At 71.7% G+C, this 17,922-nt stretch carries 19 protein-coding genes; 9 read left to right on the forward strand and 10 right to left on the reverse strand.

Features of this window, described 5'->3' with window-relative positions; all coding sequences use genetic code 11:
• The first annotated feature begins 255 nt into the window (after positions 1-255).
• The 3 genes from ACFYPG_RS21115 (at position 256) to ACFYPG_RS21125 (ending at position 3,585) form a co-directional block, all read left to right on the forward strand.
• Positions 256-1,125 carry a PAC2 family protein gene (locus tag ACFYPG_RS21115; protein WP_030332815.1) on the forward strand — a complete coding sequence of 290 codons (870 nt, stop codon included), beginning with the start codon at positions 256-258 and terminating at the stop codon, positions 1,123-1,125.
• Positions 1,126-1,249: 124 nt separating this feature from the next.
• Entirely contained in the window at positions 1,250-2,041 is a 792-nt protein-coding gene (locus tag ACFYPG_RS21120; protein ID WP_355007909.1) for a GntR family transcriptional regulator, read from the forward strand.
• A gap of 338 nt (positions 2,042-2,379) precedes the next feature.
• On the forward strand, positions 2,380-3,585 hold the full coding sequence (locus tag ACFYPG_RS21125) for an alpha/beta hydrolase family protein (RefSeq protein ID WP_387353534.1): 1,206 nt from the start codon (positions 2,380-2,382) through the stop codon (positions 3,583-3,585).
• 125 nt (positions 3,586-3,710) lie between these two features.
• Here ACFYPG_RS21125 and mshC read toward each other — a convergent pair whose 3' ends face one another.
• The 6 genes from mshC to ACFYPG_RS21155 all read right to left on the reverse strand — a co-directional run bounded on the left by mshC (position 3,711) and on the right by ACFYPG_RS21155 (position 9,270).
• Complete coding sequence (gene mshC / locus ACFYPG_RS21130) at positions 3,711-4,949, reverse strand: cysteine--1-D-myo-inosityl 2-amino-2-deoxy-alpha-D-glucopyranoside ligase (RefSeq protein ID WP_355007907.1); 1,239 nt, start codon at positions 4,947-4,949, stop codon at positions 3,711-3,713.
• A 66-nt stretch (positions 4,950-5,015) separates the two neighbouring features.
• Positions 5,016-5,834 carry an SCO1664 family protein gene (locus ACFYPG_RS21135; RefSeq protein ID WP_387353536.1) on the reverse strand — a complete coding sequence of 273 codons (819 nt, stop codon included), beginning with the start codon at positions 5,832-5,834 and terminating at the stop codon, positions 5,016-5,018.
• Positions 5,831-6,415: a DUF3090 domain-containing protein gene (locus ACFYPG_RS21140; RefSeq protein WP_088948067.1), complete on the reverse strand. Its 585-nt coding sequence runs from the start codon at positions 6,413-6,415 to the stop codon at positions 5,831-5,833. Before ACFYPG_RS21140 ends, ACFYPG_RS21135 begins: the two co-directional genes overlap by 4 nt.
• Positions 6,416-6,569: 154 nt before the next feature.
• Complete coding sequence (locus ACFYPG_RS21145; RefSeq protein WP_355007904.1) at positions 6,570-7,274, reverse strand: MSMEG_4193 family putative phosphomutase; 705 nt, start codon at positions 7,272-7,274, stop codon at positions 6,570-6,572.
• 110 nt (positions 7,275-7,384) lie between these two features.
• On the reverse strand, positions 7,385-8,221 hold the full coding sequence (locus tag ACFYPG_RS21150) for an undecaprenyl-diphosphate phosphatase (protein WP_387353539.1): 837 nt from the start codon (positions 8,219-8,221) through the stop codon (positions 7,385-7,387).
• Positions 8,218-9,270, reverse strand: coding sequence for an LLM class F420-dependent oxidoreductase (locus ACFYPG_RS21155; RefSeq protein ID WP_030332780.1), 1,053 nt, complete (start codon positions 9,268-9,270; stop codon positions 8,218-8,220). The genes ACFYPG_RS21150 and ACFYPG_RS21155 overlap by 4 nt, the downstream gene beginning before the upstream one ends.
• 186 nt (positions 9,271-9,456) lie before the next feature.
• Here ACFYPG_RS21155 and ACFYPG_RS21160 point away from each other — a divergent pair, with 186 nt between their 5' ends.
• The gene (locus tag ACFYPG_RS21160; protein ID WP_112587412.1) at positions 9,457-10,428 is read left to right on the forward strand and encodes an aldo/keto reductase; all 972 of its coding nucleotides are present in this window, start codon (positions 9,457-9,459) and stop codon (positions 10,426-10,428) included.
• Between the two features lie 129 nt (positions 10,429-10,557).
• Here the strand turns inward: ACFYPG_RS21160 and ACFYPG_RS21165 are convergent, their stop codons facing one another.
• Positions 10,558-11,058 (reverse strand): TetR/AcrR family transcriptional regulator, encoded by a 501-nt coding sequence (locus tag ACFYPG_RS21165; RefSeq protein WP_387353540.1) that lies wholly within the window; start codon positions 11,056-11,058, stop codon positions 10,558-10,560.
• Between the two features lie 81 nt (positions 11,059-11,139).
• Here ACFYPG_RS21165 and ACFYPG_RS21170 point away from each other — a divergent pair, with 81 nt between their 5' ends.
• Positions 11,140-12,048, forward strand: a complete 909-nt coding sequence (locus ACFYPG_RS21170) for an oxidoreductase (RefSeq protein WP_387353542.1) — start codon at positions 11,140-11,142, stop codon at positions 12,046-12,048.
• Positions 12,049-12,090: 42 nt separating this feature from the next.
• Here the strand turns inward: ACFYPG_RS21170 and ACFYPG_RS21175 are convergent, their stop codons facing one another.
• Positions 12,091-12,999 carry a hypothetical protein gene (locus tag ACFYPG_RS21175; RefSeq protein ID WP_387353544.1) on the reverse strand — a complete coding sequence of 303 codons (909 nt, stop codon included), beginning with the start codon at positions 12,997-12,999 and terminating at the stop codon, positions 12,091-12,093.
• Between the two features lie 485 nt (positions 13,000-13,484).
• Between ACFYPG_RS21175 and ACFYPG_RS21180 the strand changes: the two genes are divergently transcribed.
• Positions 13,485-13,676: a DUF5703 family protein gene (locus tag ACFYPG_RS21180; RefSeq protein WP_013734349.1), complete on the forward strand. Its 192-nt coding sequence runs from the start codon at positions 13,485-13,487 to the stop codon at positions 13,674-13,676.
• A 51-nt stretch (positions 13,677-13,727) separates the two neighbouring features.
• On the opposite strand, the gene ACFYPG_RS21185 is transcribed toward ACFYPG_RS21180, so the two are convergent.
• Entirely contained in the window at positions 13,728-14,390 is a 663-nt protein-coding gene (locus tag ACFYPG_RS21185) for a hypothetical protein (protein WP_091408864.1), read from the reverse strand.
• A gap of 58 nt (positions 14,391-14,448) precedes the next feature.
• Positions 14,449-15,777 carry a M20/M25/M40 family metallo-hydrolase gene (locus tag ACFYPG_RS21190; protein ID WP_355007901.1) on the reverse strand — a complete coding sequence of 443 codons (1,329 nt, stop codon included), beginning with the start codon at positions 15,775-15,777 and terminating at the stop codon, positions 14,449-14,451.
• 148 nt (positions 15,778-15,925) lie between these two features.
• Here ACFYPG_RS21190 and ACFYPG_RS21195 point away from each other — a divergent pair, with 148 nt between their 5' ends.
• The 3 genes from ACFYPG_RS21195 (at position 15,926) to ACFYPG_RS21205 (ending at position 17,907) form a co-directional block, all read left to right on the forward strand.
• The gene (locus tag ACFYPG_RS21195; protein WP_387353545.1) at positions 15,926-16,537 is read left to right on the forward strand and encodes a hemerythrin domain-containing protein; all 612 of its coding nucleotides are present in this window, start codon (positions 15,926-15,928) and stop codon (positions 16,535-16,537) included.
• Between the two features lie 83 nt (positions 16,538-16,620).
• Entirely contained in the window at positions 16,621-17,601 is a 981-nt protein-coding gene (locus tag ACFYPG_RS21200) for a LysR family transcriptional regulator (RefSeq protein WP_387353547.1), read from the forward strand.
• A 60-nt stretch (positions 17,602-17,661) separates the two neighbouring features.
• The gene (locus tag ACFYPG_RS21205) at positions 17,662-17,907 is read left to right on the forward strand and encodes a hypothetical protein (protein ID WP_210818733.1); all 246 of its coding nucleotides are present in this window, start codon (positions 17,662-17,664) and stop codon (positions 17,905-17,907) included.
• Positions 17,908-17,922: the final 15 nt, after the last annotated feature.

Raw genomic sequence — 17,922 nt, forward strand, 5'->3', positions numbered from 1 at the left:
AGGTTAGTGCGATTCCGCCGGACTCCACGACCATCCTCGTGCGATCCCCTATTGTGTCACGGGGATCACGCTGTCTGGTTCGTTCGGGTATGACCTGCTGCCGGAGCGGCCGACCGGCGCGGCCGACGGGCCGCACCCTCGCCCTGCACGTAGGCTGGCGGACGTGAAGGACAACAGGGACGCCACCGTGCCACACGGTATGACGACCGGGCGCGGTCCCGGCGCCAGCCGCGACGAGCAGGGTGAGGTGACGGCGTGACCGAGTTCGACGGACTGCCGGTGCTGCGGTCCCCGGTAGCGATCGCCGCGTTCGAGGGCTGGAATGACGCCGCCGACGCGTCCACCGCCGCGGTCGAGCACCTGGAGCAGGTCTGGAACGCCCGGCAGATCGCCGAGCTGGATCCGGAGGACTTCTACGACTTCCAGGTCAGCCGGCCCACCATCACCATGGCCGACGGGGAGACCCGGCGGGTGGAGTGGCCGACGACCAGGTTCATGGTGGCCAGCCCGGAGGGCACCGACCGTGACGTGGTGCTGATCCGCGGCATCGAGCCGAGCATGCGCTGGCGGACGTTCTGCGAGCAGGTGCTGGAGATCTGCCACAGCCTGGAGGTGGAACGGGTGGTGCTGCTCGGCGCGTTGCTGGCCGACGTGCCGTACACCCGGCCGCTACCGATCAGTGGCAGCGCCTCCGACGCGCAGGCCGCCGAGCGCTACCAGCTCACCCCCACCCGGTACGACGGGCCGACCGGCATCGTCGGCGTGCTGCACGACGCCTGCACCCGCGCCGAGGTGGACGCCGTCTCGTTCTGGGTGCACGTGCCGCACTACGCCAACAACCCGCCCTGCCCGAAGGCCACCCTCGCCCTGCTGCACCGGGTCGAGGAGGTCGTCGACCTGCCGGTGCCGATGGCCGACCTGGCCGAGGAGTCCGCCGAGTGGGAGCAGCGGGTACGCAGCGCCGCCGAGCAGGACGCCGAGCTGGGCGAGTACGTCCGCGAGCTCGAAGAGCGGGTCGGCGACGAGGGGATCACGCCGTTGACCGGTGACGAGATCGCCCAGGAGTTCGAGAAGTACCTGCGCCGCCGGGGCGGTTCGGCCGGCCCCACCGCCGGCTCCTGGTAGCACCGTTTTCGCTGCGGGCCTTCGGACCTTCTGTGGTCCGAAGGCCCGTTTTCGCGTGTCCGGGGTGGCGCCGTCACACCCCCTAGGGCATCCTAGGAACCTAGATGTGATCAAGGAGGCGGGTGTGCAGATCAATCCCGGGGCCGCCGAGTTCCCGCACCGACAGATCGCCGCGCAGCTCAAGGTCCAGGTCCGGCGCGGGGACTGGGGGCCGGGCGAGCGGCTGCCGTCCATCCCGGCCATCGCCGAGATGTTCGGCGTCGCCAAGCAGACCGTGCAACGCGCCGTCGACCAACTGCGGGTCGAGGGCATCCTGATCACCAAACCCGGCTCCGGTACGTACGTCCGGGGCACCCGCCGCCGCCTCAACCGCCTCTCCCGAGGCCGGTACGGCGGCTTCCGCGGCTACCACACCGACCTGGCCGCCCGATACCGTCAACAGCTCGTCTCCGTGGGGCACGCCCCCGCCCCCGCCGAGGTGGCCGACGCCTTCGGCGTCTCCGACGGCACCAACCTGCTCTGCCGGCGGCACCTCGTCCGCACCGACGACTCCCCCGTCGAGGTGGGCGCCTCCTGGTTCCTGCCCCGCGACACCGCCGGAACCTCGCTGGAGCGCACCGAGGCGTTCGGCCGGCCGCTCTACCAGGAGGCCGAGGAAGCCACCGGACGACGGTACGTTTCAGCAACCGACACGATCAGCGCCCGTCAGCCGAGCCGGGAGGAGGCCGAAACGCTCCAGATCCGGCCGGACACCCCAGTGCTGCACCTGCTGCACGTCGCGTACGACGCGCACCGCAAGCCGATCGAGGTCTCCCAGGCGACCTGGCCCGGCCCGATGACCACCCTCACCGAGGAGTACAAGATCCCCGGCCCAACCCCCGACCCGGAACCCGACCCCGGCCTGGTCCTGGGCTAGCCAGCACCGCCCCGCCCGCCCCGCCCTGCCCTGCCCGGGCCCCGGCCCAGCCCCGGCCCAGCCCCGGCCCAGCCCCGGCCCAGCCCCGGCCCTGCCGGCCCGGCCCTGCCCGGCCCGGCGATCTTGCGCTTACGGTTGCACTTTTGCCCGTTCTGCACTTTTTGCTGGGACAGAAACTGCAAGATCGGCGCGATGGTCGCGCCTGGGCGACCCCTGAGAGCTCACCCGTTGTCGAAACTCATCGCCGTCGTTGCATCTATACACTCGGTATATATACTGCGGGTATATCGATGGTCGGGCGGCCTGGTTCCGGCGTCGAGCAACCCAGGGGAGGATCAATGCCAACCGTGAAACCTGTTGGTGCACGGGGGATCACGCGCCGTGGCCTTGTCGGAGCCGCGCTGGCGGTCGGGGCCGGCGTACCGTTGGGCATCGCTGGCCGCGCCACGGCGGCAACCGCCGATGCGGGCCCGGCCCGGCTCACTCTCCCCCGGCCGACCGGGCCGTACCGCGTGGGTGTGGTGTCGCTGCATCTGGTCGACCGGTCGCGGCCGGAACCGCTGGCCGGGCCGGGGCGGTATCGGGAACTGATGGTCAGCGTCTGGTACCCCGCCCGGAACGAGCGGCGCTACCCGCGCTCCCCGTGGATGACGGCCGCCTCGATGCGCGTGCTGCTGGAATCCGCAGGCTTCGACCCCCACGCCGCGCTGGCGCCGTTGACGGCCGGGCACGAGGGCGCCCCGGTGCGGCACCCGGGCCGGCGGTTGCCGGTGGTGCTGTACTCACACGGCGCCGGCAGCCACCGTTCGGACACCACCATCGTGGTGCAGGAACTCGCCAGCCACGGGTACGCGGTGGTCACTGTGGACCACACGTACGACGGGTTCAGCGAATTCCCCGACGGCCGAGTCACCGTCCAGGAGGATGACGTCGATTCCACCCCGTGGACCTACACCAGCGACGTCCGATTCGTCCTCGATCAGATCTTCGACCTCGCCGCCGGGGGCAACCCCGACGTCGACCACGCGCCACTGCCGACCGGGCTGGGTGCCGCCCTCGACCTGAGTCGGATCGGCATGTTCGGCTGGTCGAAGGGTGGCACCGCGACGGCCCTGACCATGGGCACCGACCGACGGGTCCGGGCGGGGCTGAGCCTGGACGCCCCGATGGTGTCGCAGCCGATGCCCACCACCGACCTGTACCGGCCGTTCATGCTGATGACGGCGGAGTACACCCGGGCCGCGGAGCCCGCCGTCGCCGAGTTCTTCAGGCACCTACGGGGATGGCGACTCAACGTCCAGGCCGCCGAAGCGATCCACTCGTCCTACGGCGACAACCAGTGGCTCGTGCCGCAACTGGCGAAGCTCATCGGCATGAGCGACGAGGAACTCGTGCGTTGGGTCGGCACGCTCGACCCCGCCCGCGCGGTCCGCATCGGGCAGGCGTACCCGCTGGCGTTCTTCGACCTGCACCTGCGGCACCGGGACGGCCACCTCCTGAACGGCCCGAGCCGGTCCTTCCCCGAGGTGGCGTTCATTCCGTGACCCGGCCGACAGAGCCTCTGTCGATCATGGAGTTGTGGTGCCGCGCGTAAGGGGCACAGCACCGCTTATCGCCCACCACAACTCCATGATCGACGCGAGCGGGGCGGGGCCCGGCTTGCGAGGGACTAGAGGCGGATGCCCAGGAGGGCGTCGACAGTGGTCGCGAAGAGAGCGGGGGCCTCCGGGTCGTCGGTGGCGCCGGCGAGGGTCGCCTCGGCCCAGCGGTCGGCTGCGGCCAGGGCTCCGGGGGTGTCCAGGTCGTCGGCCAGGCGTGCGCGTACCTCGGCCAGCAGCTCGGCCCCGGACGGCCCGGCGGGCGCGGCGGCGGCCCGCCGCCAACGGTCCAGGCGCTCGTGCGCGGCGGTGAGCAGGTCGTCGGTCCAGGTGCGGTCGCTGCGGTAGTGCCCGGAGATCAACGCCAGCCGGATCGCCATCGGGTCGACCTTGTCGGCACGCAGCCGGGACACGAAGACCAGGTTGCCGCGGGACTTGGACATCTTCTCGCCGTTCAGACCGATCATGCCGGCGTGGACGTAGTGCTCGGCGAACGGCGCCTGGCCGGTGAGCCGCTCGGCGTGCGCGGCGGACGCCTCGTGGTGCGGGAACAGCAGGTCGTTGCCGCCGCCCTGCACGTCGATCCGGTCGCCGAGCAGGTTGAGCGCGATCACCGCGCACTCGATGTGCCAGCCGGGGCGGCCCGGGCCCAGCTCGCCGCCCGGCCAGGACGGCTCGCCCTCGCGGGCGCCGCGCCACAGCAGCGGGTCCAGTGGGTCCCGCTTGCCGGCCCGGTCGGGGTCGCCGCCGCGCTCGGGGAAGATCTCCAGCATCTGCTCGCGGGTCAGGTTCGACTCGTAGCCGAAGCGGGGCGTGGCGGAGATGTCGAAGTAGACGTCGCCCGTGCCGTCGTCGAGCCGGTACGCGGCACCGTCCTTGAGCAGCACCTCGACCTTGTCGGCGATGTCCGGGATCGACTCGACGGCACCCACGTAGTGCGCCGGCGGGATGATCCGCAGCGCCTCCATGTCCTCCCGGAACAGCGCCGTCTCGCGCATCGCCAGGACCACCCAGTCCTCGCCGTCGCGGGCGGCCCGCTCCAGCAGCGGGTCGTCGATGTCGGTGACGTTCTGCACGTAGCGCACCGGGCGGCCGGCGTCACGCCACATCCGCTGCACCAGGTCGAACGTGATCATGGTGGCGGCGTGGCCGAGGTGGGTGGCGTCGTACGGGGTGATGCCGCAGACGTACATGCTGCCCGCGTCGGCCGGCTCACTCGGGTGGACACCCTGCCGCGCCGAGTCGTACAACGCCAGTGGCTCGCCCCTGCCCGGCAGCCGTGGCACCTCGTGTCCCGCCCAAGACTCCATGGGATCAGCCTAGCCAGCCCGCCGGCAACGCCGGAGCGCCCCACGGGTGATCAAGATGACAGCGGGTCACATGGGCGGCCAGGGCATCGCCGGCCAGTCCTCCGGAGGCTGCGGGAAGCAGCCGGTCTGGCGCAGCCGGTCGACCCGGGCGGCCACCTCGGCCACCTCGCTGATGGTCAGATGGTCGGCCAACTCCGCGCCGAGCGCACCGGCGACCTGACCGGCCAGCGCGTCGAGCATCTCCACGGCGTCCGCGGGCAGGCGCTTACCGGCCCAACCCCAGAGCACCGTGCGCAGCTTGTCCTCCACGTGGAAGCTCACCCCGTGGTCCACGCCGTAGATCCGGTCGTCGGCACCGACGAGCACGTGACCGCCCTTACGGTCGGCGTTGTTGAGCACCGCGTCGAGCACCGCGAGCCGGGCCAGCCGTGGGTCGTCGGCGTGGGCGAGGGCGTACGCGGCGCCGTCGTCGTCCCGGGCCGCGGCGATCGGGATCCAGCGTGGCGGCAACTCCCCGGCGGGCAGGAAACCGACGAGCGGTTCCGCGTCCTCCGGCTCGTCGATCCACAGCTGGCAGGAGCCGGGGCCGAACGGGCCGTCGCGCAGGACGGTGGGCGGCACCAGGTCCCATCCGGTGGCTCGGGAGACCAGGTACGCCGAGACCTCCCGACCGGCCAGGGTGCCGTCGGGGAAGTCCCAGAGTGGGCGCTCGCCCCGGACCGGCTTGTAGACGCACCGGGCGGTGGCCCCCTCCAGGGTCAGGATGCCGCGCAGCGTCGTGTTGGACGCGTCGACCAGCCGACCTTCCAGGTCGAGCACGCCGTCACGCAGCAGCCGCAGCGCGGCGTCGCCGTCCTGGCGAGGCTGGAGGCCGGACGAGGTCACCGGTGATAACCGTTGTGCCGCGGGCAGAGGTGCCCGGCGGGGTCCAACGGTTGGCCGCAGAGCGGGCACGGTGGCCGGCCCGCGTTGACCACTCGCCGGGCCCGCTCGATGAACTGGCGGGTCGCCTGCGGGGTGAGCCGGACCCGGAGCCGGTCCAGGTCCTCGTCCGGCTCTTCGTCCTCGTCGTCGTCTTCGTCCTCGTCGTCCTCGTCGCCCAGCTCGACCTCGGGCTCCACCTCACCCGCGGCGATCGCCTCGATCACCACGGTCGCGGTGTCCACGTCGAAGGCCAGCCCGAGCGTCCCGACCCGGAACTCCTCGTCGACCGGGGTGTCCAGCGGCTCGTTGTCGCCGATCACTGGTGCCAGCTCGGGCAGGTCCACCCCGAAGCGACGCTGCGCCTCGGTGAGCAGCTCCTCAAGCTTCTCGGCGAGCAGGGACACCTGGACCTTCTCCAGCGCGACGCTGACCAGCCTGCCGCCGCCGCGGGCCTGCAGGAAGAACGTGCGCTCCCCCGGCGGCCCGACAGTCCCGGCGACGAACCGCTCCGGCGGTTCGAAGGCGTGCACCTGGTGGGTCATACCCACGACCCTATCCGGCCCGCCTTGGCATCGCGCACCCCACCGACGTGAATCGCCGCAGCGGCGGCGCGCCCGGCGTACGAGGGGCTAAACCCGGGCGTGGCGGCCTTTCTGACGTGCGCCGCTCCGGTCGGGGGCGGTGTCGTGACGTGACTCACCGCGACCCGCCCGCCCCACCGCCGACGGCCGCGTCCGAGTCGGCGACGCGGTTCGCGCGCCGACGCCGCTTGGCTGGCGGCGGCACCAGCGCCGCCAGGTCGCCGCCGGTGTCGTTGAGTCGCACCAGAAACGGACGCAGCGGCGTGAACCGGATCGCCGTCACCGACGCCGGGTCGGCCACGATCCGCTGAAAGGCATCCAGGTGTACGCCGAGCGCGTCCGCCACGATGGCCTTGATCACATCGCCGTGGCTGCACGCCAACCAGACCGCCTCGGGCCCGTGCTCGGCGGTGACCCGCGCGTCCCAGGAACGCACCGCCGCGACGGCACGGGCCGCCATCGCCGCCATCGCCTCGCCACCCGGGAAGACCGCGGCGCTGGGGTGCTGCTGGACCACCGGCCAGAGCGGCTCCTTGGCGAGTTTCTTCAGCGGCTGCCCCTCCCAGCTGCCGTAGTCGCACTCGATCAGCCCGTCCTCGACCACCGGGGTGGCCTGCGGAAGCGCCAACTCCAGGGTCTGCCGGCAGCGGATGAGCGGGCTGGTCACCACGGCGGCCAGCGGCACCGGCCGCAGCCGCTCGCCGACCGCGGCGGCCTGGGCGCGCCCGGTGTCGTCCAACTCGACCGGCTGGCGGCCGGCCAGGCCGCCATCGGCGTTCGCCGTGGTACGGCCGTGTCGCAGAAGCAGAAGGGTCGCCACGGGACCACCCTATGACCTGGCCCCCGGGCCGGGCCGTCGCGGGCGGCGACCTGACGACTGCGGCCCTCGTCCCCACCCGCGGGCGCAGACGAGGGCCGTCGGCAGACCGGTCAGGTGGCGTCGATCGTGCCGGTCAGCAGCAGGGCCAGGACCAGGGTGCCCAGCGCGACCCGGTACAGCACGAAGACGTACAGGGTGTGGTGGGCGACATAGCGCAGCAGCCAGGCGATGGCCGCGTAGCCGATGCCGAACGCGATCAGGGTGGCCACGATCGTCTGGGCCACGGTGGGCACGGACGTGCCCGGGGCGGACGGTTCGAAGACGTCCCCGAGGCTGAACACGCCGGACATCACCACCGCCGGGATGGCCAGCAGGAACGAGTACCGTGCCGCCGCCTCCCGGGTCAGGTTGAGCAGCAGGCCGGCGGTGAGCGTGCCGCCGGACCGGGACACACCGGGGACCAGCGCCATCGCCTGGGCGAAGCCCATCACGATGCCGTCCTTCATCCGGAAGTTCTCCAGGGTGCGGGTCTGCCGCCCCCAGTACTCGGCGAACGCCAACACGAACGCGAACACGATCAGCGTGGTCGCCACCACCCACAGGTTGCGCCCGGCCGTCTTGATCTGGTCCTTGAACAGGAAACCGAAGAGCCCGATCGGGATCGAGCCGACGATCACGTACCAGCCCATCCGGTAGTCGAGGCTGGAGCGGACCGACTTGTCCCTGATGCCCACCAGCCAGGTGCGGGTGATCCGCCAAATGTCCTTGGCGAAGTAGATCAGCACTGCCGCTTCGGTGCCGAGCTGGGTGACCGCGGTGAACGACGCGCCGGCGTCACGGTCGAAGAAGATCGCCGAGGTGATCCGCAGATGCCCCGACGAGCTGACCGGAAGGAACTCGGTCAGTCCCTGGACGATGCCCAGGACGATGGCCTCGACCCAGGTCACTCGCCGACTCCCGAGAGGTCGAGAGCCTCGGCGACGGTACGCAGAGTCTGCACACCGCTGTCCCGGTCGGCCACGAAGAGGGTCACCGACAGCGTGGTGACCCCGGCTGCCGCGTACTCCCGCATCCGTTCGGCGATGCGCTCCTTCGGGCCGAGCAGCGAGGTGCGGTCGATGAACTCCATCGGCACGGCGGCGGCAGCGTCACGCTGCCGCTTGGCCAGGTACAGGTCCTGCACCTCGCGGGCGGCGTCGCCGTAACCCATCCGGGTGGCGAGCTGGTTGTAGAAGTTCTGCTGCCGGCTGCCCATACCGCCCACGTAGAGCGCGGCGTACCAGCGGACGAGTTCGGCGCAGGAGGCCACGTCGTCGCCGATCACCACGGGCACCGACGGCACCACGTCGAACCCGGCCAGCTCCTTGCCGACCTTGGCCCGCCCGGCGCGCACCGAGGCGAGCTGCTCCTCGGCGAACTCCGGGGCGTAGAACACGGCCAGCCAGCCGTCGGCGATCTCGCCGGCCAGCTCCAGGTTCTTCGGGCCGACCGCCGCCAGGTAGATCGGAATGTGCTCGCGCGGTGGGTGGAAGCCCAGCCGCAGGGCCTTGCCCGGGCCGTCCGGCAGCGGCAGCGTGTAGTGCTCGCCGTCGTACGCCACCTCCTTACGGGCGATGGCCAGCTTGACGATGTCGACGAACTCGCGGGTCCGGGCGAGTGGCTTGGCGAACCGCACACCGTGCCAGCCCTCGGACACCTGCGGACCGGAGACGCCCAGGCCGAGGCGGAACCGACCACCGGAGAGCGCGTCGATAGTGGCGGCGGTCATGGCGGTGGCCGCCGGCGTACGGGCGGGGATCTGCATCACCGCTGCGCCGACGTCGATCCGTTCGGTCTGGCCGGCCATCCAGGCGAGCATGCTGGGCGAGTCGGAGCCGTAGGCCTCCGCCGCCCACACCACCGAGTAACCCAGCCGGTCGGCCTCCTGGGCCAACGCCAGGTGGTCGGCCGGTGTGCTCCACGCCGTCTGATATCCGAGACTGAGCCCGAGTCGCACTGGTCCTCCCCCATCCGTGGCACAGGTCGCACCAGGTTACGCAATGCCGATAACTGACTCGATCACCGGCTCGACACCTTTGATCCCCCCTCCATCACGGCAGCCCTGGACGGCGGAACCGGCAGAACCGGCAGAGATACGGGAGCGAGGATATCTCTGACGGCAGGTTCGAAATAAGGTTCACCCATGCAACAGCGACCGCTCGGCCGAAGCGGGCTGGCGGTTTCCCGGCTCGCGCTCGGCACCATGACCTGGGGCCGGGACACCGACGCCGACGATGCGGCCGCCCAGCTGAAGAGTTACCTGGACGCGGGCGGCAACCTGATCGACACCGCCGACGTGTACGGCGACGGCGACGCCGAGTCGGTGATCGGTTCACTGCTGGGCTCCCTGGTGCCCCGCGAGGAGCTGCTGATCGCCACCAAGGCCGGGTTGCGCCCGGGCAGTGGCCGGCGCCGCGACGGCTCCCGGGGGCACCTGCTGCGGACGTTGGACGCGTCACTGCGCCGGCTCGGCACCGACCACGTCGACCTGTTCCAGGTCCACGGGTACGACCCGGACACCCCCCTCGAAGAGACCCTGGCCGCCCTGGACCACGCGGTGGCCAGCGGCAAGGTGCGCTACGTCGGGGTGTCGAACTTCTCCGGCTGGCAGACCGCGCGGGCCGCCGCCTGGCAGACCGCCTGGCCGGGGCGGGCGCCGGTGGTCGCGTCCCAGGTGGAGTATTCGCTGCTGGAGCGGGGCGTGGAGCGGGAGGTGCTGCCCGCGTGCGACGCGCTCGGCCTCGGCGTACTGCCCTGGTCGCCGCTGGGCCGGGGCGTGCTCACCGGCAAGTACCGGCACGGCCGTCCGGCCGACTCCCGGGCCGCGTCGCCGCACTTCGAGCGGTTCGTCTCGACCTACCTGGAGCCGCGCTGCTCCAGCATCGTGGAGGCGGTGGCGACCGCGGCCGGTGGGCTGGGGGTGTCGCCGCTGGAGGTGGCGTTGGCCTGGATCCGGGACCGGCCGGGTGTGACCGCGCCGATCCTCGGCGCGCGCACGGTCGGGCAGCTCCTCGGCGCGCTCGCAGTGGAACGGATCACCCTGCCCGAGGAGATCACCACCGCGCTGGACGACGTCTCCGCGGTGCCGGTCGGCTACCCCGAACGCGACGGCTGAGCGGGCTGCCGCGCCAGGGCTGGCTCCGCGCGCCGGGTCAGGTCTCAGCGGTCGTCGCGCCACCTGCCCCGGCCACATCATCAGGTGCCGCTCTCGATCTTGGCGCTCTGAGGACTGAGACTTCGTGCGTCAGGCGCCTAGGCCGGCGATGACGATCTGAACGAGAATTGTGGAGCCGCGGTGACGCGCGGTCGCGACGCAGCCGGTCACGAGAGCGTTGATGTCGTCGGCCGTGACGTCTGGACGGATGGTTCCGCGTTGCTGCGCCTCGTGCAGGAGTTCGGCGAAGGCTGCGGTGAGGGCGGCGTCAGCGTCGGCGGGTATGTGGTAGCCGCCGCCGGCCAGAGCATCCGCGATGGCGCGATTGGTGAGGCCGGCGTCCACCATGACGGTGAAGAACTCGGCGAAGTCGATGCCGGAACGGGCCTTCTCGGTCAGGGCGTGGAGGCGGTCGAGCACCACGGCCTGGATGAGCGACTCCTTGGTCGGGAAGTGCCGATACACGGTGCCGGCGCCGACGCCTGCGCGGCGGGCGATCTCGTCGATCGGCACGCCCAGGCCCTCGGTGGCCAGGATCTCGTAGGCGGCATTCAAGACGCTCTGGCGATTGCGGCGGGCATCGGCACGCATGGGGTTCTCCGGCCTGTCGACAAACGGGGCGATCGTTCCGTATAGTCAAACGGGGCGACCGTTCCGATTATAGGAGACGCCATGTGGAGTGCGCGTGACATACCCCGGCTCGACGGCACCACCGCGCTGGTGACCGGAGCCACCGCCGGCATCGGCCTGGAAATGGCAAAAGCTCTGAGCGCACAAGGAGCTCACGTGGTGATCGGCGCTCGCGACGCGGCACGCGGTGCGGAGGCCGTGCGTGCGTTGCCCGGCAGAGGCAGCGTCCTCGCACTCGAACTCGCCAGCCTCCGCGCCGTGCGGCAAGCGGCAAGCGACCTCCACAAGCGCTTCGAGCGGCTCGACATCCTGATCAACAACGCCGGTCTGTGGTGGCAGCCGGCACAGCTTACGAAGGACGGCTTCGAGTCTCAGATGGGAGTCAACCACCTCGGCCACTTCGCGCTGACCGGCCTGCTCCTCGACATGCTTGAGCGATCACCGGCCGGACGGATCGTCACGGTCAGCAGCAAGGCGGCCGCCGCAGGCTCCGTCACGGCCCTCGACCCCAGGAGCCTCGACGGGTACCGGCCAACCACGGCCTACAACGCCTCGAAACTCGCGAACCTACTGTTCGCGTTCGAACTGCAGCATCGACTCGCCGCGGCCGACTCATCGACGATCAGCCTCGCGGCTCATCCGGGCGGAGCGCGCACCAGCCTCTTTCGTGACGCATCCTCAGGCTTCCGCGTGGCCAACGCGACGCTTGGGTGGCTGTTCACCCAGCCTGCTCGGGCCGGTGCACTGTCCGTACTCCGGGCGGCCACCGATCCGCGAGCCGTCGGCGGCGAGTACTACGGACCGGGCGGTCCCGGGCAGTTCAGGGGCAACCCGAAACCGCACCGGGCCCCGGACCGTGCCTGCGACCCGGCCGCACGGCGCCGATTGTGGGCGATGTCCGAAGTGGCGACAGGCGTCGCCTACCCCTTGCCTGCCGAAGCTGCGCTTTGATCTATTCCTGCGACCCAGCGTACTGCTGGTCACGCCGACGGGTCACGGCTGAGGGCGCTGCCCGGGGAGGTCGTGGATCGCGGTAAGGAAGCGCGACTGGTCGTCGCGGAGCGCGGGCTGGGTGAGCCGGATCCAGGAGCCGTCGTTGAAGACGATCGTGGACGTCAGCTGCACGAGCCCGGTCGCGCCGCGCTCCGAGTCGACCCGGGCCACCCGGTCGCGTCGCATACTCCACAGCACCCGCGGCTGCCGTCGGTCGGGCCGGTCGGCGTCCGGGCGGGGGCCCATCCGCAGCAGGTGCAGGTGGGTGTCGGTCACCGCCAGCGGGGTGCCGCTGTAGCGCTCCAGGAAGAGCAGCAGGCTGCCGGCGAGGGTGGCGAGGTCGCCGCTGAAGACGTACCGGCGGCGATGGGCGATCTCGGCGAGCTGCTCGGCCAGCGGCCGGTACTGGCTCAGTCGGAACAACGCCCGGAACGCCTCCTGCTCCTCGGTGAGCGGGATGGGATCCCGCTGCACCCGCTGCTGTGGTGGGGCCGGCTCCGGTTCGGCTGCCTCCGGCACACCGGCGGCGATGGCGCCGGCCTTGCCCGGCAGCAGCAGCACGCCCGCGGCCAGCCGGACCGGCGTCAGCACCGCGTCCACCCAGACCACCGGGTTGACGATGTTGAGTGGCCCGAACAGCACCTTCGGATCGAGCGAGTCGACGAACTCATCGGCCATCACATCGGCGAGCTGCCGACCGGCCTTGTGGGTCTGCGGGGCGCGAACCGGGCCGAGCCCCACATAGCGCAGCTCCTGCCCGGGCAGCAGTGGCGCGACGAGAGCGCGTTCGGGTTCGTCGCTGGTGCGGAACTCGTCGCGCAGCACACGGGTCTTGTCCCGGGCGGCCCGCGCGCCGCCGAGCACCGCATCGGTGAACCGACCGAGCCGGCCACGCTCCCCTGACGTCACGCGTTCCTCCTAGCGGCCCGCCGGCTGACCCGCCGGCGGCTGCCCCAAGACATTCTGGTCGATCCAGCCCGCCCCGCCCCGTCTGGTCGATCTGGAGTCCGGCACATTGCGATCGCGGCCAGGGTGAGCGTCCGGGCGCTGCCCAGGGCGACCCAGGACGGGCCTGGCCAGCCCGTCGATCATGGAGTTGTGGTGCCCGATTGAGCTTAATAACGAGCCTTTTGTTACCCACCACAACTCCATGATCGACGGGAGTCTGCGGGAAGACGCGCGCGGCGGGGTGGGGTTTGGGGGTCCAGCGCTCGATCTTGCAGTTTCTGTTGCCGTTATGGTGCGATGTGGCTGTTTTGCCGGGACAGGAAGTGCAAGATCGACGCGGCTAGGGGGTTGGGCGGGCGCGGGGCGGTGGGAACCGGTGGGGGCGGCGTTGTTGGTCACCCTGGAGGGGGTGGCAAACGGTCGCTGGGCTGGGCAGCATGGAGGGCATGGACTACGAGTACGCGCCACTGCGGCTGCCGCCGAACGTCGACCGGTTGACCGCAGCGGCGCAGTTGGCGATCCAGGCGGAGTTCTCCGGATGGGAGTTGGCCCGGGTGCGGCTGTACCGGGACGGCACGCGGCAGGTGGTGCTACGTCGGCGGCGGGTCAACCAGCCGCAGCCGGGTCTGTCGTACTGACGACCGGGCGGTGCCGCCCGAGGCCGGAGTCGGCCCCGGGCGACACCCGGCCTAGTGCTGGTGCCCGGCGTGGTCGTGGTCGTCGTCGAGCTCCAGGAACGGGTGCTCGTCGAGCCGACCGACCAGCCGGTCGTCGGCAGCCGGCTGGAACGGGCCGACCGCGTCGTCGTCGTCGAACGACTCCAGGTCGACCGGGGTGCCCACCTCGCTGACCATGACCACCCCGTCGAGTGGCTCCAACTCGGGGACGTCCAACGCGCCGAGCGAGCCGTCACCACTCTGCAGCAGCTCCAGCACCGCCTCGCCGACGCCCTCCACCGGCGCCGGCTCGTCGTCCTCCGGGGTGCCCTCGCGGCGGGCCGCCTCGGCCACCCGCAGCAGCGCGGCGACGCTCGGCACCCGGTAGTCGCGACGCTGACGCACCGAGATCACCCGGGGGTGCGGGTCGCTGGCCTCGGCACCCTCGCCGCCGCCGAAACGCTCGTCCGCCTCGTCCGGGTCGATCGAGTCGACATCCCACGGCGTCACCTCGCCGAAGGCGTCGAGCAGTCGCTCGTCGTACGCGAAGGAGGCGTTGTTCAACGCCACGTACGCCTGCCAGACGTCGTCGTCGTCGACGCGGCCCTGCGCGGCGCGTACGGCGGCCAGGTGGTGGCGGGCCGCTTCGATCACCCGCTCGAGAGCGGCGTCCAGCTCACCATGCTGGTCGGTCATGTGGGGCAGTCCCTTCACGATGGGGAGGTTGCGCGCCGGCGGCCACCGCCGGACACGACTAGCAGGTGCGGAGGAACCGGTCGAGAACCCGCACGCCGAACTGTAGTCCGTCGACCGGAACGCGCTCGTCGATGCCGTGGAACAACGCGGAGAAGTTCAGGTCGGCGGGCAGTTGGAGCGGGGCGAACCCGAAGCAGCGGATGCCGAGCTGCGAGAACGCCTTGGCGTCGGTGCCCCCGGAGAGCATGTACGGGACGGGCCGCGCCCCCGGGTCCTCCGCGCGCAGGGCCGCCGACATGGCCTCGACCAGGTCACCGTCGAAGGTGGTCTCCAGCGCCGGCTGCCGCTGGATGTACTCGATCGCGATGTCCGGGCCGACCAGCTCGCGCAGTTGCCGCTCCAGCAGCTCGGACTGGCCGGGGAGGCTGCGGCAGTCGATGGTGGCGGTGGCCCGGCCGGGGATGACGTTGTCCTTGTATCCGGCGCTCAACCGGGTCGGGTTGGCGGTGTTGCGGATGGTCGCGCCGATGATGTTGGCGATGGGGCCGAGCTTGGCGATGGCCGTCTCCGGGTCGTCCGGGTCCAGCTCGATGCCGAGCAGGTCGGAGACCTCGGTGAGGAAGGCTCGCACGGTGTCGGTGACGACCACCGGGAAGCGGTGCCGGCCGATCCGGGCGACCGCCTCGGCGAGCGCGGTGACCGCGTTGTCGTCGTGCATCATCGAGCCGTGCCCGGGGCGGCCCTTGGCGTGCAGCCGCAGCCAGTCGATGCCCTTCTCGGCGGTCTCGATGAGGTAGAGCCGCTGACTGTCGTTGACCGAGTAGGAGAAGCCGCCGACCTCGCCGATCGCCTCGGTGCAGCCGTCGAAGAGGCCCCGGTGGTTGTCCACCAGGAAGTGCGCGCCGTACTCGCCGCCGGCCTCCTCGTCGGCGGTGTAGGCCAGCACGATGTCGCGCGGCGGGCGTACGCCGGTGCGCTGCCAGTGCCGCACCACGGCGAGCACCATCGCGTCGAAGTCCTTCATGTCGATGGCGCCCCGGCCCCAGAGGTAGCCGTCGCGAAGCTCGCCGGAGAACGGGCCCACCGACCACTCGTCGGCGTCGGCGGGCACCACGTCCAGGTGGCCGTGCACCAGCAGCGCGCCCCGGCTCGGGTCGGTGCCCGGGATGCGGGCCACCACGTTCGCCCGGCCCGGCACGGACTCGTGCACGACGGACTCCACGCCCACCTCGGCGAGCTTCTCCGCCACGTACTCGGCCGCGCGGCGCTCGCCGGCGCTGGTGTCGTTGTCACCGGTGTTGGTGGTGTCGATGCGCAGCAGGTCGCGGCAGAGGTCCACGACCTCTGCGGTGGGGTCGGGCAGGGCGGAGGCGGCGTCGCTCGTCATCGCCTCTTCATACCAGCCCGGGCCGCTCGACAGGCCGGCGCGGGTGGACGCATCGACGGGTCGGTTTCGCGTCGGCCGTGTTCGGGTACCGCCGCCCACGACCGAACGTCCCTGCCGGAGCTTCCGCCCGCCAGTCGAGGAGGGCACCATGTCCGCTGTTCCCCTGCCGCCGCTGCCGCCCGCGCCCGCACCCGAGGAGGGCTACCGACCCGCCGGTCGTAGCATCGCCGACATCGTCGACGGGGAGCACCGGCAACTGCTGGCGCTGCTGGACCAGCTCTCCGGCCCGGACACCACGCCGCAGGAGGGGTTGGCGGTGCTCACCGCCGCGCTGTCGCGGCACCTGTCCGCCGAGGAGCAGTACCTGCTGCCGGCGGTCCGCGCGGCGCTGCCGGCGGCCACCGAGCGGGTCGATGCGGAGATCAGCGCCGACGCGGCCCTGCTGAGCGCCCTGAAGGGGCTGACGGAGGAGGCGCTGACCGAGGTCGCCGAGCGGGTCCGCCGGCATGTGGAGGGCGTGGGCGCGCTGGTCACCGAGCTGCGCGCCGTCGCTACCGATGAGGAGCTGATCCGGCTGGGCAACCGGTTGGAGATCGCCGAGGAGGCCGCGCCGACCCGACCGCACCCGGGCACGCCGGCCACCCCTCCGTGGAACCGGATCGTGGAGCCGGCGGTCGGGGTCGTGGACAAGGTCCTCGACGCGGTGACCCGGCGGCCGACCTACCTGGCGGACCTGCCGGAGCCGCCGCGCGACCGGTGACCGGCAATCGCCGGCAGTGCATTCATTATCACCGATCCGCTCAGGCTATTCCGCCAGCAGACGCCTAGTCCTACCGTCACCCTATGAACCTGGAGCTGCGTCACCTGCGGGTGGTCTGCGCGATCGCGGAGACGGGAAGTGTGACGAAGGCGGCCTCGGCGCTCGGCCTGGCCCAGCCGGCGCTCACCGCCCAGCTCCAACGCATCGAACGGACGCTGGGCGGCCCGCTGTTCGATCGGGACCGGCGCGGGGCTCGACCCACAGCGCTCGGTGAGTTGGTGCTGGCCCGCGCCCGGGTGCTGCTGCCGGCGATGAAGGGGTTGCAGGACGAGGCCGCCCGGCTGGCCGGGGCGGGCGACACGCCGCCGTGCTACCGGTTCGGCGGAGTGAACAGCCCGATCCTGGGTCGGCTGGTGCACCGGTTGGCGGCCGAGCAGCCGCCCGCCCAGATCACCACGTACGCGTCCTGGTCGGTGGACGAGTTGGCGCAGTTGGTGGCCGGCGGTCGGCTGGACTTCGCGCTGGCCGGCGTGTGCGGCGACGCAAGTCCGTCGGCCGGGTTCGGGTTGAGCTGGCAGGAGGTGGCCGTCGACCCGGTGCTGGTGCTGCTGCCGGAGACCCATCCCCTCGCGGAACAGGAGGAGGTCCGCCTGGCCGACCTGCGCCACGAGCAGTGGGTCGCCGCGCCGGGTGACGGCTGCTTCGCCGACTGCTTCGCCGCCGCCTGCGCCCGCGCCGGCTTCACCCCCCGCAAGGTGTACGAGACCGACATCCGCGGCTGCGTCGACCTGGTGGAGGCCGGCGTGGCGGTGGCCCTGTGCCAGGCGACGTTCCGTCCGGTGAGTGGTCTGGTCACCCGTCAACTCGCCGGGACGCCGCTGCGCTGGCGACTGCTGCTCGGCTGGCATCCGGACTCCCCCGCTGCCCAGGGCGCGGAGCTGGTGCTGGAAACGGCGAAGGCGGCGTACGTCGACTCGTTGGCGCCGCACCCGGCGTACCTGGCCTGGCTGCCCCGCAACCCGGGGTTCGGCGTCCGGCACCCCACCGGGGTACGGCTGGGCTGAGCTGCCGGTATTCCGGGCCGCTGGCGGTGCGAACCGCCGTGGGCCGGGTATCTGGCGGACATGACCGACCTCTACCCGCCCGCCGACGACCGCGAACTGCTGCGCCAGGCGGCTGCCGCGCACACCGCCGCCACCCGTGCGGTGGAGGCGTTCCTGCGCCGCCTGCCGACGGTGCCCGACCCGGCCGACGTGACCGAGTACGCGAATCTGCTCACCCGGGAGGACCAGACCCGGGGCGACCGGGACGCCGCAGCCGACGCGGCGGGTCTGACCATCGCCAGCCTGGAGCCCGACCAGGGCCAGTAGCGCGCCGCGACGGTG

This window comes from Micromonospora sp. NPDC005553, assembly GCF_042871765.1.
Taxonomy (GTDB): Bacteria; Actinomycetota; Actinomycetes; order Mycobacteriales; family Micromonosporaceae; genus Micromonospora.